This is a genomic window from Mucilaginibacter gracilis, assembly GCF_003633615.1.
In the GTDB taxonomy this organism is placed as follows: domain Bacteria; phylum Bacteroidota; class Bacteroidia; order Sphingobacteriales; family Sphingobacteriaceae; genus Mucilaginibacter; species Mucilaginibacter gracilis.
The window spans coordinates 974,901-997,328 of sequence record NZ_RBKU01000001.1 but is presented as its reverse complement, the minus strand read 5'-3'; the positions used below and the strand labels follow the sequence as shown (position 1 = coordinate 997,328).

Sequence of the window (22,428 nt, the reverse complement as noted above, 5' to 3'; positions counted from 1 at the left end):
AGATAACCCTTTTGCTATTTTAATGGGAAGAAGCTAAGGATAATCTAATATTTTTGTTCATTGCTACCACCGTAAAGGAAATATTAAAGGATACCACAATGATAAACAACTTATTGAACAGTATACAAAAGGTGATTACGCTAAGCCCGGCAGAGGTCGATACTGTGAAAACTTTATTTAAGGAAAAGAGCTACAAAAAGGGCGACTTTTTTTTAGAAGAAGGACGGATCTGTAAACATGCAGGGTTTGTGGCGAAAGGATTAATGCGATTCTATATTAACAAGGATGGCGAGGAAAAAACCTATGACTTCTCCCAGGAAAACGAATTTGTCTGTAACTATGAAAGCTTTCTTCCCCAGGTTCCTTCGTCAAAAAACATCCAGGCGTTAGAGGACAGTATCGTTTTTGTCATTTCTCATGCTGACCTGCAACTATTTTATGCCAGTGTAGAAGGCGGGGAACGTTTTGGCAGGATAGCGATTGAATCGGTATTCGTGAAAATGCTTCAGGACATCAGTGCTTTATATGCGGAAACGCCGGAATTGCGTTACGAACGATTCTTAAAAAACCATGCAGATTTGCAGCAAAGGATCTCCCAGTACCATATTGCTTCTTTTGTCGGCGTAAAACCACAATCACTAAGCCGTATCCGTAAAAGAATTTTCACCCAGTTCTGATTAGTTAACCCAGGTGCATTATTAGAAGATTTATTTCATGGAATTTTGCTTTATCAATTTATCAAAAAAGCAAAAAAATGATTTTAGTAACAGGCGCAACAGGACATTTTGGAAAATCAACCATTGATTTCCTATTAAAAAAAGGCATTTCTTCAACCAACATTGTTGCATTGGTGAGAGACGAAGCAAAAGCCGGAGATTTAAAAGCAAAAGGGATTATAATAATAACCGGAGATTACCATAATTACGATTCTTTGACCAAAGCATTTCAGGGGATCGATAAACTCTTATTGGTATCAAGTTCTGATGTAGTGGATCGTACCGGGCAACACCGGAATGTGGTATCAGCAGCAAAAGAAGCGGGCGTAAAGCATATTTTATACACCAGTACTGAGCGCAAAAACGAAACGGCGTCTTCGCCTATTCATTTTGTGACCGGTTCGCATATCGAAACGGAAGATATGATCAAAGCAAGCGGCATACCGTATACCATTTTCAGGAACAACCTGTACCTTGATATGGTACCCATTTTTTTCGGTCAGCAGGTGTTAGAAAAAGGCGTGTTTTTACCAACAGGTGAAACCAGGGCTGCATTTGCAACGCGGGACGATATGGCTGAAGCTACCGCCAATGTATTAATAGGTACCGGGCACGAAAACAAAGAATATGCCATCAGCAATACAGAAAATGTATCTATCCCGGAAATTGTAAGGAGCTTGAGTGAAGTTGTAGGTGAAGCAATTAGCTATGTTAGCCCCACACCGGAATTGTTTGTTGAAACGATGCTTAAGGCTGGCGTGCCTGAACAATTTGTGGGAATGTTTGCCGGTTTTTCGGAAGCGATCAGGCAGGGTGAATTTGAGACATTCAAAACTGACCTGGAATCGCTCTTAGGAAGAAAACCAGTTTCAGCAAAGGAATTTTTGACAGGGGTTTACGCTGCTAAAAAATAAGTAAATTTTGTTTTAAGCATTAAAGAGGCTGTCTTGAAAGAGATGGCCTCTTTGTCTACTTAAGCAATTCCAGGATGCTCGGGATTCAAAAATCTGCTGAAGCAATATTGATTTTTTGGTAAGGCGGCGATCAAAAATGGGCACCTAATAAAATTAATTCAGAGATATTATTGGTGATGCGTTAAGTTTTCAAAATTTGTTGTAAATATCTGAATATAAATATATTATAGCCGTTCTTTGATTTTTTGATTTGATTTGACCTTTAGTTTTGGCCTTTTATGATAAGGCGATGAATTCAGGGAAATACGTTTTTGCGCAACTTTTGCACTTTGTTGACCGGTATGAGTTTGAGAAATATGTTTCAAAGTATAACGGCGATTTCAGGACAAGGGACTTCGACTGTTGGAACCAGTTTATTCAGCTGTTCTTTGGGCAGTTAACCTCCCGTAACTCTCTTCGGGATATTTGTGTTTGCTTAAAAGCCCATAAAAACAAATTGTACCATCTCGGTATCCGGAAATACGTAAACCAGTCTACTTTATCCCGTGCAAACGAAAACAGGGATTGCCAGATATTCGCGGATTTCGGTAATTACCTGATCGGAAAGGTTAGGCCGCTCTATGTCAATGAACCGGTTGCTAATGTGGATATTGCCAATGAAGTGTTTGCTTTAGACTCTACAACGGTTTCCCTGAGCCTGAAGCTGTTTAGTTGGGCTCCCGGAAAATATTCGCGCGGTGCTATTAAAATACATACGCTTTTAGACTTAAGGGGGAATATACCCGCTTTTATCCTGATCACCGACGGTAAATACCACGACAGCAATGCCCTTGACACAATAGTTCCGGTTTCAGGGGCCATATATGTTATGGATAAAGCCTATGTCGATTTTATTGCATTATATAATATACACAACAGCGGCGCGTCATTTGTTACACGGGCAAAAGACACCATGGATTACACTGTCATTGAGAGCAACTTCAACATTGACCCACGATCCGGTCTCAGAGGGGACAAGACCATCCTGTTGAATGGATACAGGTCTAAGAAACTTTATCCCGAGCAACTAAGGCTGGTGGAATACTATGACGATGAAAAAGGTGCTGAACTGATATTCTTGACTAATAACTTCGAGGTTTCTGCCCTGGAAGTTGCAAGGCTGTACCGCAACAGATGGCAAATAGAGACTTTTTTTAAATGGATCAAACAGAATTTGACCATTAAATCTCTCTGGGGGCAATCGGAAAATGCGGTAAATACTCACATTTGGGTCGCAATCTGCACTTACTTGATCGTTGCTTGCGTAAAGCATAAGTTGAAAAGCACCCTTTCCATTTACGAAATAATGCAGATTCTTGGGATCTCAGCTTTCGATAAAACTCTTTTGAAGGAGTTATTAACAGAAGATCAAATCATTCAAAATGTCAAAGAACAATCAAACTTGTTTAGTAAAACTTAACGCATCAGTAATAATCTGGAACAACCAATTACCATCAACTATGTGCGGCAAAATATTCATCGGCATTATACGCCGGATTTCGCTGTTTTGTTAGATAACGGAACTTGCTTCATTACAGAAGTAAAACACAGTTACAATGATATGCTCGACGGAAGGGTACATGAAAAATTGGAAGCAATGATTAAGTTCTGCGAAAATTCTGGCATGGGATTACTTCTAACAAATGGCCGACATTCGGTAAACTACTTAAGGAATTATCCATATAGGCGCGATGTAGAAGCCGTTATTCAGAACAAATTAGATGAAGGTAATGGGGAAACTATTTCCTTCGCAGAATTTAAGAAGATAAAAGACAAATACAATTTAAAAACTGTTGAATTTTTAGCGATGGTATTCAAAAACAACTGGGGCTATTATTCTTTTCCTTTTAACCTTACTCTTAAAAGCCAATATTCATTGTTCCGTAAAAAGGTTATCAACCGGCTTAAGTAATGGCAATATATGAATGGTTAAGTATCACAGCAACCCTTATTATCATCTCTTTTTAGTGTATCCATCTAAGGCTGGAATAAAGGAATATCCTTCTTTCCGAAGTTGCGAAGATATTTTGCTCCTGTGCTTATGTTTATCTCCTTCAACATTTGCAAAGTTAAAAGACCATTTGATTTTTACACAAACATTGCCTGAACTTAAAAAGAGGTTACCAATTTGTAATTGTTCATTCAGAAATTCGGAGCGAAATACTACTGGCTGAGGGGTTGTTAATCTTAAAAGGCTATTCTGAAATTCTGAACCCAGTTGAGGTTCTTCCCAATAAGCAGGAATCAAAGTCGCCTGGAAATCCAAAAAAATCTTACAAAATTCATCCTTGTCATGATTGGCGATTGCAAATAAAGCATTGTAGATACCAGTTCTGATTAATGGATTAAGTTCCTTCATTTGACCATCCGACAAATGTTCGACATGAAAGTTTTCCATTTCATTTCTCACGGACATAGCAATGAGCTTGACAAAATCTTTTATCAAGTCCAAATTATTTTCCTGAAGTGCATTTGAGAATATTTGATTCATACGAATCCTTTTGGCAGGTTGCTATTTTTTCATTTAAAGTTACGGAAGACATCATTGCGATGCGTTTATTTCCCCCAACTTGGTTCAAATTGTGAAAGAACAATTTGAAATGCCTTCAAATTTGACCTCAACAAATCTGAAAGCATATGAACCAATCAGAAAACAAATCAAACGGTAAGAAAGCGTTTCTGCAACAGCTAATCACTCTTGACGATCTCGATATATTCAAGCAGGAACTTATCAATGAATTCAAAAAGTTGCTAAAGGAACATGGCGGCAAGCCATCAAAACAATGGCTCAAAACGGAAGAGGTTAAAAAGATGCTCAACGTTTCGACTGGCACCCTGCAAACCTTGCGGATTAACGGTACGCTGCCTTACACCCGTATCGGTGGCGTAATCTACTACGATGCGGACGACATACAACAAATGTTCGTCAGCCGCAAATTCCAGCACGCCCAATCTTAAAGCCATGAATGATCAAATTAAACTAACCGGACATGGCCGGAGTGTGCCGCCCATATTACCCCACGTCCTGATCTATTTTGACCAGCAAGGCATGTCCACCAGAGAAGCCGAAGCCTTCTTTCATTACCAGGCCGCGCACCAATGGAAAACGCAGGCCGGAACACCAATCAAAAATTGGAAGACTGTTGCCGGCAATTGGATTTATGATATTCAACGGTCTCGGATTGTAGCCCTTCAACTAAAATTAAATCGTGGCCGATGAAAGCCAGAACACAAAAGTTGACAGATGGCGTGTTTTATCAAACACAATCTACATTCAGATCCATTGAGAAACTTTCGGAGGAAGGAGAACATTTGAGTGATCCCGGCTTGCTGTTTGGCAGGTATATCCCACAGGCAAGCCTTATTCATTTTCCCTCGCAACGGGGTGTCGGCAAATCGTGGCTTTGTATGCAAATCTGTATGGCCGTTGCGGGAGAGTGGGGGAGCTTCTTAGGTGAGGAAATAAACCGTCATGGCAACACCCTGTATGTCAACCACGAGCTCAGCCCAAACACCATGAGAAGGCGCAGCAGAAAACTTTACGGCGCTCTTCCTCAGCCACTAAAGAATAATTACAAGGCTTTGGTATTTACCACCCGCGCAGGGCTGAATATGGAGCTTGCAAACATTATTGGATATGTCGAAAAATACAATCCGGTATTGATCGTGATCGACAACTTACGAATGGCCTTCACAGAAACAGACCTGAACAATAGCCGGGAAAGTACAAGGGTAATGAACATGTTGCTGGCTATTTGCGACACCTCCGGTGCAGCGCTGATCGTTACCGACCACTTTCGCAAACACACCAACGGCCAGCTAACCGGCAGCGACCTGCAGAGCGGTTCGGGTATTAAAACCGACTTGTCGGATGGTGATTTTTTCCTGCGGCGCAGTAGCCAGGATAAAACATTAAGGATTTTAAAACGAGATAAGTCCCGGCATTTTGAAGAATCAGAAGATGCAAAATTGATTCGGTTAAATCCTGAAACCTTATGGTTTGAGCTGGTCGAAGATAATGTTAACGAGGCCGAGCATATTGGATTGAGCGGATTAAAAGAGAAGGACGAACAAAAGGATATGGCTCAGTTGCTCCGTTCACAGGGTAAGAATATTGTAGAGATCGCGAAGATTTTGGGTAAAGGGAAAAGCACGATACACCGTTGGCTGAAGACGGAAGAAGAATAGAAACAGTTCCAATTTTTCCCGTTTTCCCATTTTTCCCACTTTCCCGACAAATGGGAAAAATGATCGAAACAAGTTATTGTTTGTCAACGGCTTAATGCGTTTCGGAAACGATCACGGGAAAAAATGGGAAAAGAAAATTAATTGAATCACTAACTATAATATCAACAATTATGTCAAAAATAATCACAATTGCGCATCAGAAGGGCGGAGTAGGTAAAAGCACATTGGCTATCAATCTTGCCCTTTGTTTTCAGGACCAACTATCTGTGGCGATAGTCGATATTGACCCGCAAGGCAGTCTTCTACACATCAAAGATGATTTTCCGCAATTATCTATCATTGGTGAAAGCAACCTGCAAAATATCCGGCAACTTGCTTTCGACCTGATCATAGTGGATACACCGCCCTATCTGTCAAACCTGCTACCGGAGTTATTTGAAAGCTCTGATTTTATAGTCGTTCCAACCAAGGCCGGTTTTTTCGACGTGATGGCAATCCGTTCAACGTTGGCTCTGATAAAAGCTGCCAAGGTGAAAATCCCGACATTAAAGGCCGCAATTATATTGAACATGATCAAACCAAGGGCAGGCATTACAAATGATGTAATTGACCTTTTAGCAACCATGAATACACCCATCCTAAAGACTATGATTCATGATCGTGTGAGCATCGCCAGCTCAGCCATAACTTCCGGAATAATTAATGGCAAAGATCAGAAAGCAAAAGAAGAGATTACTTCACTTGCAGAGGAAATTGTTGATCTCATTTCTACATAATTCTAAAACTATAGAAGTATAGCGATATAAGGCTATAGCAGTTTAGAACGCTATAAACTTATCAGCATAGAACAATAGCAATTTAGATTCTTATAAACATAGGCCTATAGCTATTTAGATTGCTACAAACCTATTAGTATAGAACGATAGCAATTTAGATTCCTACAAACATAAAGCTATAGCAACTTAAACCTTTATAAAGCTATAAGTATACCAGTCTAAAAGAATAGAATGCTATAATCCTACAATGATAGATCGCTCCCATGTAACTATAGAATATTAGAATTATAGAAACCTACAAAGATGGAAGATTATAAAAATAAACTCGGCAGTCTTGCGGACAAGCTAAAAAACGAATCTCCTAAAACGCCGATTCAACAGGTACAGCCCGTCAGCTCCGAGCCACCTAAAGAGCAGGAAGTTCAATTTAATAACTGGATACCCAGGAGCCTTGTAAAGCAGGTAAAGACCTACGGCGTTGAGCATGATATGTCGTCAAAAGATATCACTATCCACGCATTAAGGGAGTTCCTTGCATCAAATGACAAAGCCAATGAGACGGGTGATACATAATAAAAAATGCAGCCTCTTCATGGCGATGGTCGCCATGAAAAAGACAATAGGGGGGAACAAGGCCGCCATTAAATGGCGGCATTATGGCAGATACCGGGCTAATCATAAATAAGTATAACCGGAAGCTATTTGAATAAACGAACGCTGATGCTATCGGCAGCAGTTCCTATTAACGCGGTCATCGCGTTAAGCAAGATGTACGTTTGTGCACAAAGGTGCCCAAACCATCTTGCCCGCCATGCCTCCGAAGTCGGCGCGGGTCTGCTAAAGCTACTGTAACGGATGAATAAATGTCAGTCATGAACACCATTTCAAACAGGCAGGATGGAAAGTGAACTATTAAAACACGAGATCAAAACAAGGGTGAACGATGCCAAATTCGATCAGCTAACCGATCTTCTGAATAAGTCGGAATGCCGGAATATGAGCGAGCTGGTCAGGCATATTTTATACAACCGGCCAGTGATTTTATTACACCGGGATAAGTCTTTAGACTTGCTGATCGAGGAACTTTCAGGCATCCGTAAAGAACTGCGTTCAATCGGAATTAACATTAACCAGATCACCCGGTCGTTCAACACATTCAAAGAGCAGGACCAAAAACTTTATTACGCTTTAGGCGCGGCGGAGCAATACAAAATAGTAGGTGGCAAGATCGATCAACTCTTTAATATCATTACCAAACTATCGGAACAATGGTCGCCAAAATAGTTTCAGGAAAAACAATCCGGGGCGTGCTGAACTACAACGAGGAAAAAGTAGCGGCAGGGAAAGCTGAGCTGATCGCGGGCAGCAAGTTTATGGAAGATGTAGCGCAGCTTACTTATGCACAGAAGTTCGACCGTTTTAAACGGTTGATACAGCAGAACGAGCGCACCAAAACTAATGCAGTCCATATCTCTTTGAATTTCGATAAGGCTGACAAACTGGGCAAGCTGCAATTGGAACAGATTGCTGCAAGCTATATGGAAAAGATCGGGTTTGGTGATCAGCCTTATTTGGTGTACCAGCATCACGATGCAGCCCATAAACATATCCACATCGTAACTACCAATATCGAAGAAGGGGGCAACAGGATTTCTTTGCACGACATTGGTAAAAATCAATCTGAACAGGCCCGCAAGGAGGTGGAAATTGAATTTGGCATTGTAAAAGCGGAGAGCAAAAAAATAAGTAACGATGAATATTTAAAACCCATCAGCCTTGAAAAAGCGATTTATGGGCAATCTGAAACTAAAGCCGCAATTTCCAATACGGTGCGCGAAGTGGTCAAGAGCTATAAATATACTTCGCTGGCAGAGTTGAACGCAGCACTACGGCAATTCAATATTGTTGCCGACCCCGGAGAGCCCGGCACGATAAAGCACGATAAAAAAGGGCTGACTTATAGCATCCTGGATAAAGACGGCAACAAAATAGGTGTGCCCATAAAAGCCAGTAAAATATATGGCAGGCCGATTTTAGCCAACCTCGAAAAGAGATTTGCGAATAATAAGGCCATAAGGGAAGATTTTAAAAACCGGCTACAGCACGTTTTGGATAAAACATTGAATAATCACCATATCCAAACCCGGCAGGACTTTGCCGCCGCCCTGCAAGAACAGAAAGTACAGGTAGTATGGCGAATCAATGCGGAAAGCCGCCTATATGGAGTAACCTACGTTGACAATGCGACAAAGACTGTTTTTAACGGGAGCGACCTGGGCAAGCCTTACAGTGCCAATGCCATTAGTGAGCGGCTGACTAACAATGCAACAGCCGGGGACGATCAGTCGCTCACAATCAGGCAAAGAGATGCGATACTGCCGACCGGACCTAACGGCGAATCAATTATTAATACGCTGCTCGGTTCAGATGACATTAATGAAAACATGGACTACCATTTAAAAATGACGCGCAAAAAGAAAAAGCGCAAGGGATTTAATTTATAATCAAACAGAACGACAATGAATAACACCGGCGAGAATACGGAGGGATTACGGAAGATCATAGACATGACCAGGCAAATGAGCATTATATTGCTGGTGCTGCATTACTATGTTTATTGTTACGGAGCCTTTAAGCAATGGGGCCTATCTCATCCCGTTTCCGATAAATTTTTATTGAACCTGAATTACACGGGTTTATTCAATCATAATTATACGTCAAAGCTGGCAGCGCTGATATTGCTGCTTATTTCATTAATTGGTTCGAGGGGGAAGAAAGATGATACCCTGAAATGGAGTGTGGCTTTTAGAACGAGCGGCTTTGGACTTCTTTTATATGTCCTCAGTTATTTCCTGTTATCCATTAATGCCAGCCATGTAGTGATTACTGTATTGTATATCACCGTTACAACTTTAGGGTACGTGATGGTATTAAGAGGCGGGGCTTTATTGTCCCGTATCCTGCAACTCAAATTTAAAGGCGATATTTTCAATAAACTCAATGAATCTTTCCCGCAGGAAGAACGGTTGCTTGAAAATGAATATTCTGTTAACCTGCCTGCCAGATACAACCTGAGAGGGAAGATTTGCAAAAGCTGGATAAATATCATTAACCCATTCCGTGCCTTTTTAGTGGTAGGTACACCGGGTGCGGGCAAATCCTATTTCGTAATCAGGCATGTGATTACACAGCACATCAAAAAGGGTTTTACCATGTTCGTTTATGATTTTAAGTATGATGACCTGACCCGTATTGTCTATAACACCTTACAACAAAATTTATCCGCTTACCAGGTCAAGCCGAAGTTCTGCGTTATCAATTTTGACGATCTCAGCCAGACCCACCGGTGTAACCCTTTAGAACCCGGAAGGATGGACGATATAACAGACGCGGCGGAATCTTCCCGGACGATCATGCTCGGGTTGAACAGGGAATGGATTAAAAAACAAGGCGACTTCTTTGTGGAATCGCCTATCAATTTCGTAACCGCAATAATATGGTTCCTGAAGAAATACCGCAAAGGCGTTTATTGCACGTTACCGCATGTCATTGAATTAATGCAGGTGGAATACCATGACCTGTTTTCGGTTTTAAGAACCGAACCTGAAATAGAAGTTCTGATTAACCCTTTCGTGTCGGCTTACAAGAACAGGGCAACGGATCAGTTGGAAGGGCAGATAGCCAGTGCAAAGATCAGCATGGCACGCCTGGCTTCCCCGCAGCTTTATTTTGTATTATCGGGCAATGATTTTACGCTTGATCTGAATAACCCGGAAGAGCCTAAGATCATTTGCATGGGTAATAATCCTCAGAAACAGCAAACGTATGGAGCTGTTCTCAGTTTGTATATTTCACGAATGATTAAACTCGTCAATCAAAAAAACAAAATAAAAAGCAGTCTCGTATTTGATGAATTTCCGACCATCTATTTTAATGGCATTGACAGCCTGATCGCAACTGCCCGTTCCAATAAAGTTGCTACCTGCTTGGGGATGCAGGATTATTCCCAACTGAAAAAAGATTATGGCCGCGAACAGGCAGAGGTGATTATGAATATCGTTGGCAATATTATCAGTGGACAAGTTGTTGGTGATACCGCAAAGCAGTTATCGGAAAGATTTGGCAAGATCATGCAGGAACGTGAAAGTGTGTCGATTAATAGCATGGATACTTCCATCAGCAAGTCCACACAGTTAGAAAGCGCAATCCCTCCTTCCAAGATCAGCGGCCTTTCGTCCGGTGAGTTTGTCGGAATGGTGGCCGATGACCCGATGCAAAAAATCGAGCTGAAAACCTTTCATGCTGAAATCATTAACGATCATGACGCGATTAAACAGGAAGAAGATCAATACTTGCCCATTCCCAAAATCCGGGATATAAGCGTTAGCTTGATTGAGCAAAATTATCTTGAAATTAAAAGGGACATTGTGCAACTAATAGATACCGAAATAGAACGGATGATGGATAGTCCCGATCTGGCGAATTTTATTCTTAAAAAAGTAATTTAGCGGTTGAAAAGCATTTCGATCGTCTTTCAGTTTTTTGAAGAACATCGTTACACTTAGTTCATGGCGCTAAGCTCAACCTGCTAATTAAAACACAATGGCTAAAAAGAACCTTTCCCTTTACCTGATCAGCGTATCCCTGTTCATGCTGGTGCTGCCCGTTAGCTGCATTACTTATCAATGTCATAATGGAGCACTTTCGCTGTCTTGGGGGCTTATCGGCAAATGGTTTCTTTTCTGGTCTGTAGGGGTCAGGCTGTTTACTGCAGGATTGAAACAGACGATTCAACCTGAGTTTACGGCTCGCGAAATATTTCACTTTAGAAGTTCGGAAAGTTTTGTGGTAATACGGGAATTAGGTTTTGCAAATATCAGTATCGGGCTTATTGGAATTCTATCCCTGTTTAATGCACAATGGGCGACACCTGCCGCTATTGCGGGCGGCCTTTATTTTGGGCTGGCAGGGATCATGCACATCTTCAAGCGTCCAGACAGCCGTAATGAGATTTTAGCCATGATCTCCGATTTGTTTATCTTCCTGCTCATGATATGTTACCTTATTTTTACCCTTTAGTTGATTAGCGGCAGCCGGGGCGTAACGGCAGCCGCCACTAATATTAAATCACTTCTGGTGGCATCTAAATGCCGCCTCTTTCATCAGGAAGCAGGTTTTCTCATTATTTATGGTTAAATCTGGCACAGGATTTGCAATTCTGTTATTGTAACCATTTTACCTAACCTCCAAACCTTATCAAAATGAATAAGACAATTAATGTCCTCACTTTGTGTGCCGTAATGGGTAGCTTTCATTCCTTAGCTCAGAAAGGATTTGATATATCGGTCAACTCTGGACTTCAAACAACCACGCTAATCAACCAGGAAGATCAGGCCGCCGGCCCGGAGCTTAATTTTAAACAAAAGATAGGCATCCCGCTTGGTATAGGATGCGGCTATACTTCCAGCAGTCATTTGGGACTAATGATAAATGTGATACATGCTACACAAGGGCAGATGTACACAGGCATAGTCAAACCCACAAATGATTCCCGGATTTTTCTTAACCAGATTAATGCATTGGCTGAGGCAAATAATATTGCCATGTCCGGTAACTACACTGCCGAGGTGAAAATAAGTTGCACCAAAATACCCATCCTATTCCGCTATACAGGTGATGCAACAAAGAAGGTCTATTTCAATTCTTTTGCCGGGCCACAGGTTACTCTTGTAAATGGCGTGAGCCTTTCTGTAAATGACAAGGAAACTCCGCTTATGGGAATGAGCAATCAACCAGCGAACTTTTATAACAAAGTGCTTATAGATGGAGTATTAGGGCTTGGTGCCGGATTCAATCTATCGGAAAAGCTCTCACTCGCCGCAAACCTTCGTCTTGAATACAGTTTTTCTGATGCGGAAAACAAAAGCGCCATGTTTACTAATGTTGATGGCCGTTCACAAAAATACTATCCTGATGGGCGTACTGCCAATCACAGTGCATCGGGCGGATTGATGATTGAGTGTCGCTACAGGTTTGCGCGGAAAGAAGAGGTTCAAATAAAAAAGAGACCTGGTAGCCATTTTTACCGCTAACGTACCGGAAACGTGTTCCTTGGCATTGTTTCATAATTATTCATAAGCGGCACTAACGCTCAGCAATGCAATTGATGTTGTTTACGTTGCACTATTGAACTTTATGAACCCTTTTGCTGCTTGTACATTTGAATTACTGTATCTTTTTCCTTTAAAAGTTGCTGGTATAATTTCTTGTTTTCGTCTACCATTTCCATCAATTTTTCAATCGGATTGAAAGTATTGACCGATTTATTTCCAATGTTTGCAGCCGAATTATCGTTTAATGTCGTGTTTGTATTGAAAATATTAATGGCAGCTTCGTCATTGAAGTTTTTAATGGCATCAAGGGAAACGTCCAATGCTTCGGCAATCAAGATCAATTTGTCTTCATCCACACTGGCGCTTTTCTCCACTTTAGAATATTCCTGTTGTGTCATGGACAATTTCTTGGCAATGTCTTTTTGTGGCAGGCGGCGAATGCCGCGAAGTTTGGCAATATTATGTCCTAAATGAACCATATTTCGCGAATTTTTCGAGATCAACATATATTTTTAGTAATATACCGGTAAGTTACGCCACGTTTTTCCGATTTTCTATTATTTCATTTGTGTGCAATTTACCACTGTTTTAGCGGTTTTCGTCTCTGTTGCTAATATTGCGCGACATATATTTTTGGTAATATACGGCGTAAATTACGCCATTTTAGGCGTAAAATACATTTTCCGAAATTTAGGAAATGTCAATAACTGCGTTATCTTGCAGTTGAATAATTATCTAATTTACTGTTTGAAATAATAATATACATGTAGGGGCTTAGCCACTAATTCAATGTATAGCTTATTCCACAAATAATTTTTCGTCACCGTTTACCCAACCATTTCTTAACCATTAACTAAAACGGAGACCTCCATGAAGAACCTACAGCTTCTAAAACGGATGCAGATTGCCTACTCGTAGGGCTTTTACTGATTAGTTATGCTTAATGCTCATTAAAGGGTGGAGTAAATTCAGTACTTCACCGGTGCGTAGCTGGGCCCTTTCCAAAAATGATTGCAATTTTATTAATATGATTCATTAAACAATTTATTAAAAGCTATGAAGGTATATTTTACTTCAATAAATGCTCATTATTCATAGCAAACCTTCTTTTCGGTACCTCGAATCATCACATCCATCATTTCATTAAGTCTTTTTTAAAACGTAAAGCAAGTATTTATGAAGATCAAGTCTTTTTTTAAACACCTGTACCGGCAAAAAAACATCCTTTTGTTTATGGTGTTTTTGTTCCAGCAGGTAGCGTTACAGGCGCAAACAAACATCGATTTTGAGTCGGGGAGTTTGTCCAATTGGTTATTTTTCGTTGGCGGCATCGGTGGCAGTTATGGCCCCGGCGTAGTTGGAACCCCGACTGCAACACCTGCGATTCCAGGCAGGCATACGTTGACTACCGGAGCAGGGGTTGATCCTTATGGAGGATTTTCCATAGTTGACCAGGGATTTACCGCAGAACCTACATTTCCTTCCTGCAATACCCATAAGTTTTCTTTGATGCTCGGCAATGACGGCAGTGGAGCGGAAGCAGAAAGGGCGAGGTATATCGTTCATGTCCCGGCAGGAATGAATAGCTATCATTTATATTACCGTTATGCGCTCGTATTTCAGGATATTTATATGGGTGACATTGCGCATACCGGGTCAGGCAAGCCACCACAATTAACGGTGTCGGTTAGTGACTCCATTACCGGCGCACATATCGGTTGTGCCGATACGGTCTACCACTACAACCTTACGGATTACTTGACATCACCTGTGGCCGGGCCTCCCGGCTTGCCTATCTGCCAGGTCGGCTATAAAGGCTGGGCAACGACAAGTATTGATCTTTCCGGTCAGGCCGGAAAAACAATCGCTATTGATTTTTCGACCAACGATTGTGAAGCCAGCAGTCACTTCGGATACGCCTACATCGATTTTGTGACGATTTGTTCTACGGTGCAGCATCCTTGTTATCCCGGCTTCGTCGGAACGCTTCATGCCCCATCCGGTTTTGCAACCTATACCTGGTATAAGCCGGGATGGGGTACACCTGTGGCAACAGGCCAGACCCCGACACCTGCTATCGCGTCCCCGGCTGTTACCTCCGTTTACGCTGTAGTCGGTGCGCCAGCCTCAGCTTCCGGTTGCCGTGATACTTTTTATTTCACCATTGACCCTATCGTACCTGCCATAACCGGTAACCTTACGCTGTGCCCGTTATCCACTACGTTATTGACCGGCTCCGGTACGGGCACCTGGTCGTCCAGTAATACAACGGTTGCATCGGTTGCTGCGTCTTCCGGGTATGTTGGTGCCAGCAGCACTCCCGGAATGGATACGATTACCTATACGATGTCCCCAAGCGGCTGTACTGCTTCTGTAGTAGTAACCGTTATTCCCACAGACATCAGCGGCCCTACAACGGTATGTATAGGCGGCACGATCACGTTGGCCGATGCCACGCCCGGAGGAACCTGGTTAAGCGGGACACCCGCCAACGCAACGATCACGCTCACTACGGGTAAAGTTAGCGGACTCGTAGCAGGCACCACGAATATCACGTATACCACAAGTACCGGATGCACTGCCTATTATATTGTGACTGTGTTGCCTGTACCCACCTTTTCGGGCGTACCGAAGTTCTGTGTTGGCTATCCCTATTATCAACCCCACACCGGCACCGGCACCTGGAGTAGCAGTAACCCGGCGGTGGCGAGCATAGTCAATCCCGTTACTGGCGGCATACTTGGCGTTGCTATGGGAACGGCAACCATTACTTACGGCACAACCAGTTGTTATATTACAGAGATAGTGACCATCGACCCAAACCCATCGCCAATTATCGGCACCGCGCATCTTTGCCTGGGCGATACCGTTACGTTGCATGACACCACCGCCGGAGGTGGCTGGTCTTCCCTTCCTGAGACTGTAGTGTCAGTTGATGGCGGCTTTGTTACGGCGCTTGCAGTCGGCACAGCCACCATCAACTATTACATGCCGGGCACATTATGTTATGTGTCCATTGTTGCCACCGTTGATCCCGTCCCTGGTCCGATAACCGGGCCGACGAGTGTTTGCAAGGGTAGCACGATCACTTTAGTTCCACCTTTTACCGGTGGTGTTTGGTCATCCCTGAATACCGCTGTTGCAACTGTTAGTACAGGAGGTGCCGTTTTTGGGGTAGCGCCGGGCACCGCCACCATAAAATATGTGGGATCTGCGGCTTGCGGGCCGTTTACCCGGACACTTGTTGTTACGGTAATGCCTGTGCCCGCTGCCATTACAGGCCCGCATACGGTATGTCCGCATGATCACATTCTATTGCTGGATTCCGTAGCATCCGGTATTTGGTCGGTCAGCGATGGCAGCATAGCAACAATCACCGCCGGTGACGTTTTAGGCGTATCTGCCGGGCCGGTTACCGTAACTTACAAGCTAACCAATGGGTGCTTCGTTACCTATCCGGTAACGGTTAACCCGCTTCCGGCTCCGATCACGGGGCCGACAAATGTTTGTGTGGGCAGCACGATCACACTTAGCAGCGGTCCGGGCGGAGGAACATGGAGCAGCAGCAATACCACGATTGCTTCGGTCGGCTCACTTTCCGGCATTGTCAATGGCATTGGTGCCGGGCCGGTGACAATAACTTATACGTTGTCTACAGGCTGTAAGGCTACTTACGCGATTACGGTGAACCTTACACCGGCACCGATAACCGGCCCTTCAACCGTATGTCAGGGCGCTACGATTACTTTAAGTGATACCTCATCAGGGGGAACCTGGGCAACCGTCAGCGGAAATGCTACTGTTGGCAGTAGCTCAGGCGTAGTTACTGGTATTAGCGGCGGCACAGCCCTGATCAGTTATGTGACAACAGGGTCATGTGTTACAACAAAATTGATCACTGTTAGCCCTGTTCCGGCTCCGGTCACCCCTGCACCGGTTTCCCTTTGCGCTGGTGATTCCCTCACCATGCACGACGCAACGGCAGGCGGGACATGGAGCAGTACAGGCCCGGCAGGTACCATCAATTCCGCTACGGGATTTGTTACCGGGTTAGCATCAGGTACAATGATTGTACGTTATACTTTGCCAACCGGCTGTTATATCACCGGAACAGTAAACGTAAATCCCCTGCCGCTTCCCATTCCGGGACCGGATTCTGTTTGCGTGGGTCAGACTTTAGTATTAACAGATGGCGTATCAGGCGGCACGTGGAGCAGTTCAACAACTGCGGTAGCCACCGTTGGCAGCAATACCGGTAAAGTATTAGGAATTATCGGTGGTACGACGACAATCACCTATACGTTAGCTACAGGCTGTCGGGCCACAACGGTAGTTACCGTTAAGCCGCTGCCAGTGGTATTGCCGATTATCTGTCCTTCCGTGCTTTGCCTGGATTCTTCTTTTGTGTTATTTGATTCGACAGGCGGGGGACAGTGGTCATCAAGTGATCCCACTATTGCAGCAGTCAGTATAACAGTAGGTACAGGAGTGGCTGTTTTAAGCGGCATATCAGAAGGGGTAATTACAGTTAGCTACACCGTTTCTAACGACTGCGGGAAAACCATCGTAACAAAAAAAATAACGGTTTCCGGGCCGCCTGTGGTGGCACCGATCACCGGTATACTTGGCGTATGTTCCGGCTTTACCGATACGCTGCATGAAACAACAGTGGGCGGGGTATGGAGCAGCAGCAACCCGGCGATTGCCTCCATCAGTACCGGGGGTGTTGTCAGCGGGATAGCCAGCGGCTCCGTAACGATCTCCTATAAAGTAACGACCCCTTGCGGCACAGCGGTTGCGACAGTCAATGTATTGGTGAATATGGAGCCATACATTACGGCCAATTCGGTTGTGGCCTGTCAAAACCTCGTAGATTCCGTGAACCTGCTGGCGCATATTATTTCAGAAGGCGGCCCCTGTATCCTTGTTTGCGACAGTTCGGTTATCATGTATTATGCGAATGGTGTAGTAGGATCATCGTATACGTGGCACGTAAACGGAGGAATTGTGTTGGCCGATTATGGCGATTCTTTGCTGGTCAAATGGCAAACAGTGGGGCTCGTAGGAAGTATTACCCTGCACGACACTTTCAGCCATTGCATTGATTCAGCCTATGCCTGTATCCGCGTGATCGCCAAACCCCATGCGGAATTTTATACATCGACCAATCATTATTGCAACGGTGATAATATTGAGTTCATTGATCTTTCTACCGGGGATGCTTCGTCAAGTCTTACCGGGTATCACTGGAATTTTGGCGATGGTCACGGCTCAACAGCGCCCGGCTCTGCGGAGCATAGCTATACGGCAGGCGGCACTTATACCGTGACGCTGACCGTAAAGAATGAATGTAACTGTACCGATTCCTTTCATTATGTGCTGCATATAGACAGCAATCAAGGCCCGGACATACAATGCCCGGCCATAGTCTGCGCGGGTGAGTCGGCGCATTATCACAGCAACGCTTCCTGCGCTACCTACCTGTGGTCGGTTACCGGTGGCACCATTACTGCGGGTGCAGGTACAGCCGATGTAACCATTTTATGGAATAACCCCGATTCAGCGGGTTTCGGTTATGTGAGTTTAGTTACGCCGGGCTGCAGCCTGCTTTGTTCGGCACCCACTACCATTAAAGTACCTGTGATCCTGCAAAGCGCTCAATTAAAAGGGCCGCATACGCTTTGCGTAGGCAAGGATTATGAATTCGGCTTGCCGCTGTGGCCCGCTACCAGCTACAATTGGGGCGTGGTAGGCGAACCGGGCGCAATTCCCGGCTGCCATAACGACCATACGGTAGCCCTGCATTTCTCTACACCAGGCACCAAGATCATACATGGCTGGTATCAGAACCGCATTAAACTTTGCGGCGGCAATGTGTTCGATACGGTGAACGTTGTGCCTGCTTCTGCCATTACTGGCCTTACGCTGGTATGTGCCGACACTGCGGTGGTAGAGACTTACTCCGTTGCCGGTGGCTATAGTGCAGACTGGCGGCTGAAAACGTCGACCGGTTCGCTCCTTACTACCGCAAGTGGCACAACCTTTAGCCATAGCTTTGGTACTCCGGGTATCTACCTGCTTTGTGCATCGGGCGATTTCTGCGCCGATACACTGACCATTAATGTTTTGCCGCTGCCAAAGGCTATAGACAGCATTACAGGACAGCACATCGTATGCCTGAACCGCACTTATACCTACAAGGCGTGGAATGACGTAGGCACTACGGTTTACTCCTGGGAAGCTGTGGGCGGCGTGGTCACCCCGGCATCGGGCAGCAGTGTCGTTACCGTCATCTGGACAGATCCCGGCGTTAAGCAATTAAAAGTGCGCCATGTGAGCATGACCACGCCTTATTGCGAAGGGTCGCAATACGTTCTCAATATTAACCAGGAAATGATAACACCCAATGTTACGGGTGATGTGGTGCCCTGCGCCAATTCCTACCGGAATTACAACAGCAACTATACCAGAGCTGAAAGTTACGATTGGGCCATTTTCCCCAATACGGCAGGCAGCGTGGTGAACGGTAACTATAAGGACAGCGTGAAAATCCTTTGGAACAACACGACCGTTCCGGTTACAGCAAACATCGTGGTAACAGTGCATAAATGCGATACAGCGGTCAATGATACGCTCACCGTTACCGTACAGCCTTCTTTAGGCGCGTCGATTGCTTCATCAACTACAATAGCCTGCCCCGGTGCGCCTGTATTGTTTACAGCGGCCGCGGGTGGCAGTTCGTACCTGTGGGACTTTGGTGATGGCAGTTCCGCGACAACGCTTTCCGATACCATTACGCACCTGTTCCCTGCAAATACTACCACGGGCAACATCGGGTATATTGTGAAAGTCACGATCCTGCCTGACCCATTATCTCCTTGCCCGATTGCGGGTACTGCGCAACTGACAGAAACGATCAAACCGGGGCCAGTGGCTTACCTGAGTACCGGTACTTATACCATATGTTCAGGCGATACCCTGATTCTGGAAGGAACTGTGACGAGTAATGTAACAGGGCTTGTTTATTCATGGGGCTTCTCGGCAGGTGCCTCCGGCTATACCAGCGGCAGCCCGGCAACCCTGTATGCCTTAACCAGCGGGGGCTATGTGTTTACGGTAACCGCATCGAACGGTTGCAGCGCCACATCAAACAACCTGTTTCTGAATACCGGGACGGATTGTGGTGGCTTTGTGGCTACCTGCGCTTTGCCGGTGCATTCATCCCACTCCTGCAATACCATTACGGTGACTGCCGGTGCGGGTTGCGCAGGTACATGGACAGCGGGCACGCCGCCGTTGTTCCCGTTCACCGGTGGATTATCGGAGCTGGCAACGTACGATGTGCCGGGAATTTACTGGTTTAATTTCAGCGGAACCTATACAAGTTGCTCTTCGACGCATGACAGCACCATTGCCGATACGGTGATGATCGTTCCTGATTTCAAGTACACTATCCGTTGCGGTGTATCCGGCTTTGATACGCTGAAGCTCATGGATCACACCGCGTACCTGCCGTTCGTTACGCTCGGCACTATTAACTGGTTCATTGGCAGCACTTTCATCGGCTCAGGCGCTAATTTGAATGTGAACCTGCCCGGCCCGTCTACAGACACCATCAAGGAAGTAGTAAATTACATTGTTCCGGGTGGCAGTTCGTTTAGCTGTTCTAAGACGCACATCGTAAGGATACCGGGGCAGCCTGTGGCCTCGTTTAAGGATACGCTTTCGCCGGTCTGTGAGAAAGTACCAGTGCAGTTTACTTCTTTGAGTACCGGAGCAATTGTGTCCTACAGTTGGGACTTCGGGGATACTTCAGGTGTGCTAATACAAAATCCACAACGGACTTACACATGGCCGGGAATTTCAAACCCTTTCCATTTTGGAGTCAAGCTGACCGTAACAGATAGTATAGGATGTACGGATGATACTACGCAGCAAGTGGATATTTATCATGATCTAATGGGAGGCATCATGGCTGTTGGGGATGTGGTTTGCCCCGACGGTATTCCCTATGCTGTTAACTTCGGTGCAACTGGAACTGGAACAATACCCTATAGTTATGTTTGGTCAACCGGTGCATTAACAAGCATCCCGACCATTGGTGTGTCTACTTCAGGGGCCTATTGGGTTACCGTGACTGATGCCCACGAATGCCGATTTGTCCCTATTGTTGCTGAAAATGTAAAAGTATTGAATGTGCCACCTGCCATTATTTATGGCGTGCAGCATTATTGCATCGGCGAAACGGTACAGCTTTATGGTTATGCCGGTACAGGCGTTGGTTACAGATGGTACAGGAATGGCGCTTTGATCAGTACGGCGCAAGAGGTTAATGATCCGGGATTGCCTGTGGGCCACTATGGCTATAAACTGGTGATCACGGTTACCGATTCTTTAACCGGCGATACCTGCAGCAATGTTTCTGATATCGATTCTGTGCGCATTTATGATCTGCCTGCACCACCGACGATTAGCGGGCCTTTTGTACTCGATTGTAACCAGTATTCTTTACGCTTGGTAGCATTGGAACCGGTATCGGGTACTTACAATTGGAGCAATGGTGTAGACGGACAAACAGACACCGTGGATTACGGCGGCCCCTACCGGGTATGGTTTACCGATCTGCATGGCTGCATTAATCATAGCGATGTTGTAGTGCCAAAGGCATCTGATTACTACTTTGGCTACTTCCCTGCGGGCTGCTATAATCTATGCAGCGAGCAATTACCGCTTACCCTATACGGCCCGCCATGCGTTCCGTTTACTTCATGGGGATGGATTAACGGTGGGGCTGTGGTTTTAGGTGGCACCGGCGATATGTTGCCGTACACCATTACCGGGCCGGGAGATTATCAATGGGCGCTCAATAACGGATTGTGCCCTAAAGTCTCTGATCATATGAATGTATCTACGGTGCATTGCGATCATTGCCAGTTGGAAGACCTTGCCGGTACGCTCATTTGTGATACCACCAACCCGGCCAGTTTCCAGATAGCGATCACGTTTAGCAGTCCTGAAGCCGGGACGACCTATGTGCTCGGAACGGATTTTGGGCCTATCGCTCCGTTCTCCGGCACACTGGGTAGTATTGGCTTCTCGTCGACACTTACGTTCACCACTTTGGTTACAAGTCCCCTGCCGGATAGCATTACTTTAGAACTGACGCTAACAAGGCCGAACGGGGATAAGTGCTTTGAGCATATAAAAATACCGATGCCTGCCTGCCATTGGACGGCTGAAAAGACAACTGGTATTCATGGCAGTAATATCGCTCCGTTAGATAACCATAGCCTCATCAGCAGTGCGCTCATGGTATATCCTAACCCATCATCGGGCGAGGTGAACGTTTCTTACGACTTCGGCAGCGAAGGCAGTAACAGACGTTTGCTAGCGGTCTATGATGTGATGGGCCGGAAAATGAACTACAGCATACCGCAGGAAATACACGGTAACTGGAAACTCAACACAGCCGACTGGACACCGGGTAACTATATTATCCGCATGGAAGGCGATGGACGGCCACTGCATACGCAGCAAATAGTAATAGTACATTAACAATATCCTCCCGTCTACCAAAAGACAGGTTTATCTACCTAAGGGTAGGCGGGAGGTATTTTTTATCGGAATAGCCCGATCAAAAACGCTACGCATTTAATCTTTAGTTAACTTTATTAAAAGATAA

The 22,428-nt window shown here is 44.8% G+C and carries 17 protein-coding genes; 15 read left to right on the top strand and 2 right to left on the bottom strand.

The window, feature by feature from the left end:
- The first annotated feature begins 53 nt into the window (after positions 1-53).
- The 4 genes from BDD43_RS04220 to BDD43_RS04205 all read left to right on the top strand — a co-directional run bounded on the left by BDD43_RS04220 (position 54) and on the right by BDD43_RS04205 (position 3,581).
- Complete coding sequence (locus BDD43_RS04220) at positions 54-677, top strand: Crp/Fnr family transcriptional regulator (RefSeq protein ID WP_246001449.1); 624 nt, start codon at positions 54-56, stop codon at positions 675-677.
- 77 nt (positions 678-754) lie between these two features.
- Positions 755-1,630, top strand: a complete 876-nt coding sequence (locus BDD43_RS04215) for an SDR family oxidoreductase (protein WP_121196565.1) — start codon at positions 755-757, stop codon at positions 1,628-1,630.
- Positions 1,631-1,919: 289 nt separating this feature from the next.
- Positions 1,920-3,089: an IS4 family transposase gene (locus tag BDD43_RS04210; protein ID WP_121196563.1), complete on the top strand. Its 1,170-nt coding sequence runs from the start codon at positions 1,920-1,922 to the stop codon at positions 3,087-3,089.
- A gap of 3 nt (positions 3,090-3,092) precedes the next feature.
- Positions 3,093-3,581 carry a TnsA endonuclease N-terminal domain-containing protein gene (locus tag BDD43_RS04205; RefSeq protein ID WP_121196562.1) on the top strand — a complete coding sequence of 163 codons (489 nt, stop codon included), beginning with the start codon at positions 3,093-3,095 and terminating at the stop codon, positions 3,579-3,581.
- Positions 3,582-3,623: 42 nt separating this feature from the next.
- Here BDD43_RS04205 and BDD43_RS04200 read toward each other — a convergent pair whose 3' ends face one another.
- Entirely contained in the window at positions 3,624-4,160 is a 537-nt protein-coding gene (locus BDD43_RS04200) for a hypothetical protein (RefSeq protein ID WP_121196560.1), read from the bottom strand.
- 146 nt (positions 4,161-4,306) lie between these two features.
- Here BDD43_RS04200 and BDD43_RS04195 point away from each other — a divergent pair, with 146 nt between their 5' ends.
- From BDD43_RS04195 to BDD43_RS04150, 10 genes are all read left to right on the top strand, one after another.
- Positions 4,307-4,627 carry a helix-turn-helix domain-containing protein gene (locus tag BDD43_RS04195; protein ID WP_121196559.1) on the top strand — a complete coding sequence of 107 codons (321 nt, stop codon included), beginning with the start codon at positions 4,307-4,309 and terminating at the stop codon, positions 4,625-4,627.
- A 4-nt stretch (positions 4,628-4,631) separates the two neighbouring features.
- Positions 4,632-4,889: a hypothetical protein gene (locus BDD43_RS04190; protein ID WP_121196557.1), complete on the top strand. Its 258-nt coding sequence runs from the start codon at positions 4,632-4,634 to the stop codon at positions 4,887-4,889.
- Positions 4,886-5,857: an AAA family ATPase gene (locus BDD43_RS04185; RefSeq protein WP_121196556.1), complete on the top strand. Its 972-nt coding sequence runs from the start codon at positions 4,886-4,888 to the stop codon at positions 5,855-5,857. The genes BDD43_RS04190 and BDD43_RS04185 overlap by 4 nt, the downstream gene beginning before the upstream one ends.
- Before the next feature lie 170 nt (positions 5,858-6,027).
- On the top strand, positions 6,028-6,633 hold the full coding sequence (locus tag BDD43_RS04180) for a ParA family protein (RefSeq protein ID WP_121196554.1): 606 nt from the start codon (positions 6,028-6,030) through the stop codon (positions 6,631-6,633).
- Positions 6,634-6,936: 303 nt separating this feature from the next.
- Positions 6,937-7,206 carry a hypothetical protein gene (locus BDD43_RS04175; RefSeq protein WP_211339651.1) on the top strand — a complete coding sequence of 90 codons (270 nt, stop codon included), beginning with the start codon at positions 6,937-6,939 and terminating at the stop codon, positions 7,204-7,206.
- Between the two features lie 324 nt (positions 7,207-7,530).
- Positions 7,531-7,917 carry a plasmid mobilization protein gene (locus tag BDD43_RS04170; protein ID WP_121196553.1) on the top strand — a complete coding sequence of 129 codons (387 nt, stop codon included), beginning with the start codon at positions 7,531-7,533 and terminating at the stop codon, positions 7,915-7,917.
- Positions 7,902-9,137: a relaxase/mobilization nuclease domain-containing protein gene (locus BDD43_RS04165; protein ID WP_121196551.1), complete on the top strand. Its 1,236-nt coding sequence runs from the start codon at positions 7,902-7,904 to the stop codon at positions 9,135-9,137. Before BDD43_RS04170 ends, BDD43_RS04165 begins: the two co-directional genes overlap by 16 nt.
- A 15-nt stretch (positions 9,138-9,152) precedes the next feature.
- A complete protein-coding gene (gene mobC / locus BDD43_RS04160; protein ID WP_121196550.1) occupies positions 9,153-11,141 on the top strand; it encodes a conjugal transfer protein MobC in 1,989 nt (662 codons plus the stop codon).
- A gap of 94 nt (positions 11,142-11,235) precedes the next feature.
- A complete protein-coding gene (locus BDD43_RS04155; RefSeq protein ID WP_147425569.1) occupies positions 11,236-11,712 on the top strand; it encodes a DUF6790 family protein in 477 nt (158 codons plus the stop codon).
- 182 nt (positions 11,713-11,894) lie between these two features.
- Positions 11,895-12,725, top strand: coding sequence for an outer membrane beta-barrel protein (locus tag BDD43_RS04150; RefSeq protein WP_121196547.1), 831 nt, complete (start codon positions 11,895-11,897; stop codon positions 12,723-12,725).
- A 101-nt stretch (positions 12,726-12,826) separates the two neighbouring features.
- Here the strand turns inward: BDD43_RS04150 and BDD43_RS04145 are convergent, their stop codons facing one another.
- On the bottom strand, positions 12,827-13,225 hold the full coding sequence (locus BDD43_RS04145) for a helix-turn-helix domain-containing protein (protein WP_162846976.1): 399 nt from the start codon (positions 13,223-13,225) through the stop codon (positions 12,827-12,829).
- Between the two features lie 697 nt (positions 13,226-13,922).
- Between BDD43_RS04145 and BDD43_RS04140 the strand changes: the two genes are divergently transcribed.
- A complete protein-coding gene (locus tag BDD43_RS04140; protein ID WP_121196544.1) occupies positions 13,923-22,301 on the top strand; it encodes a PKD domain-containing protein in 8,379 nt (2,792 codons plus the stop codon).
- Positions 22,302-22,428 lie beyond the last annotated feature (127 nt).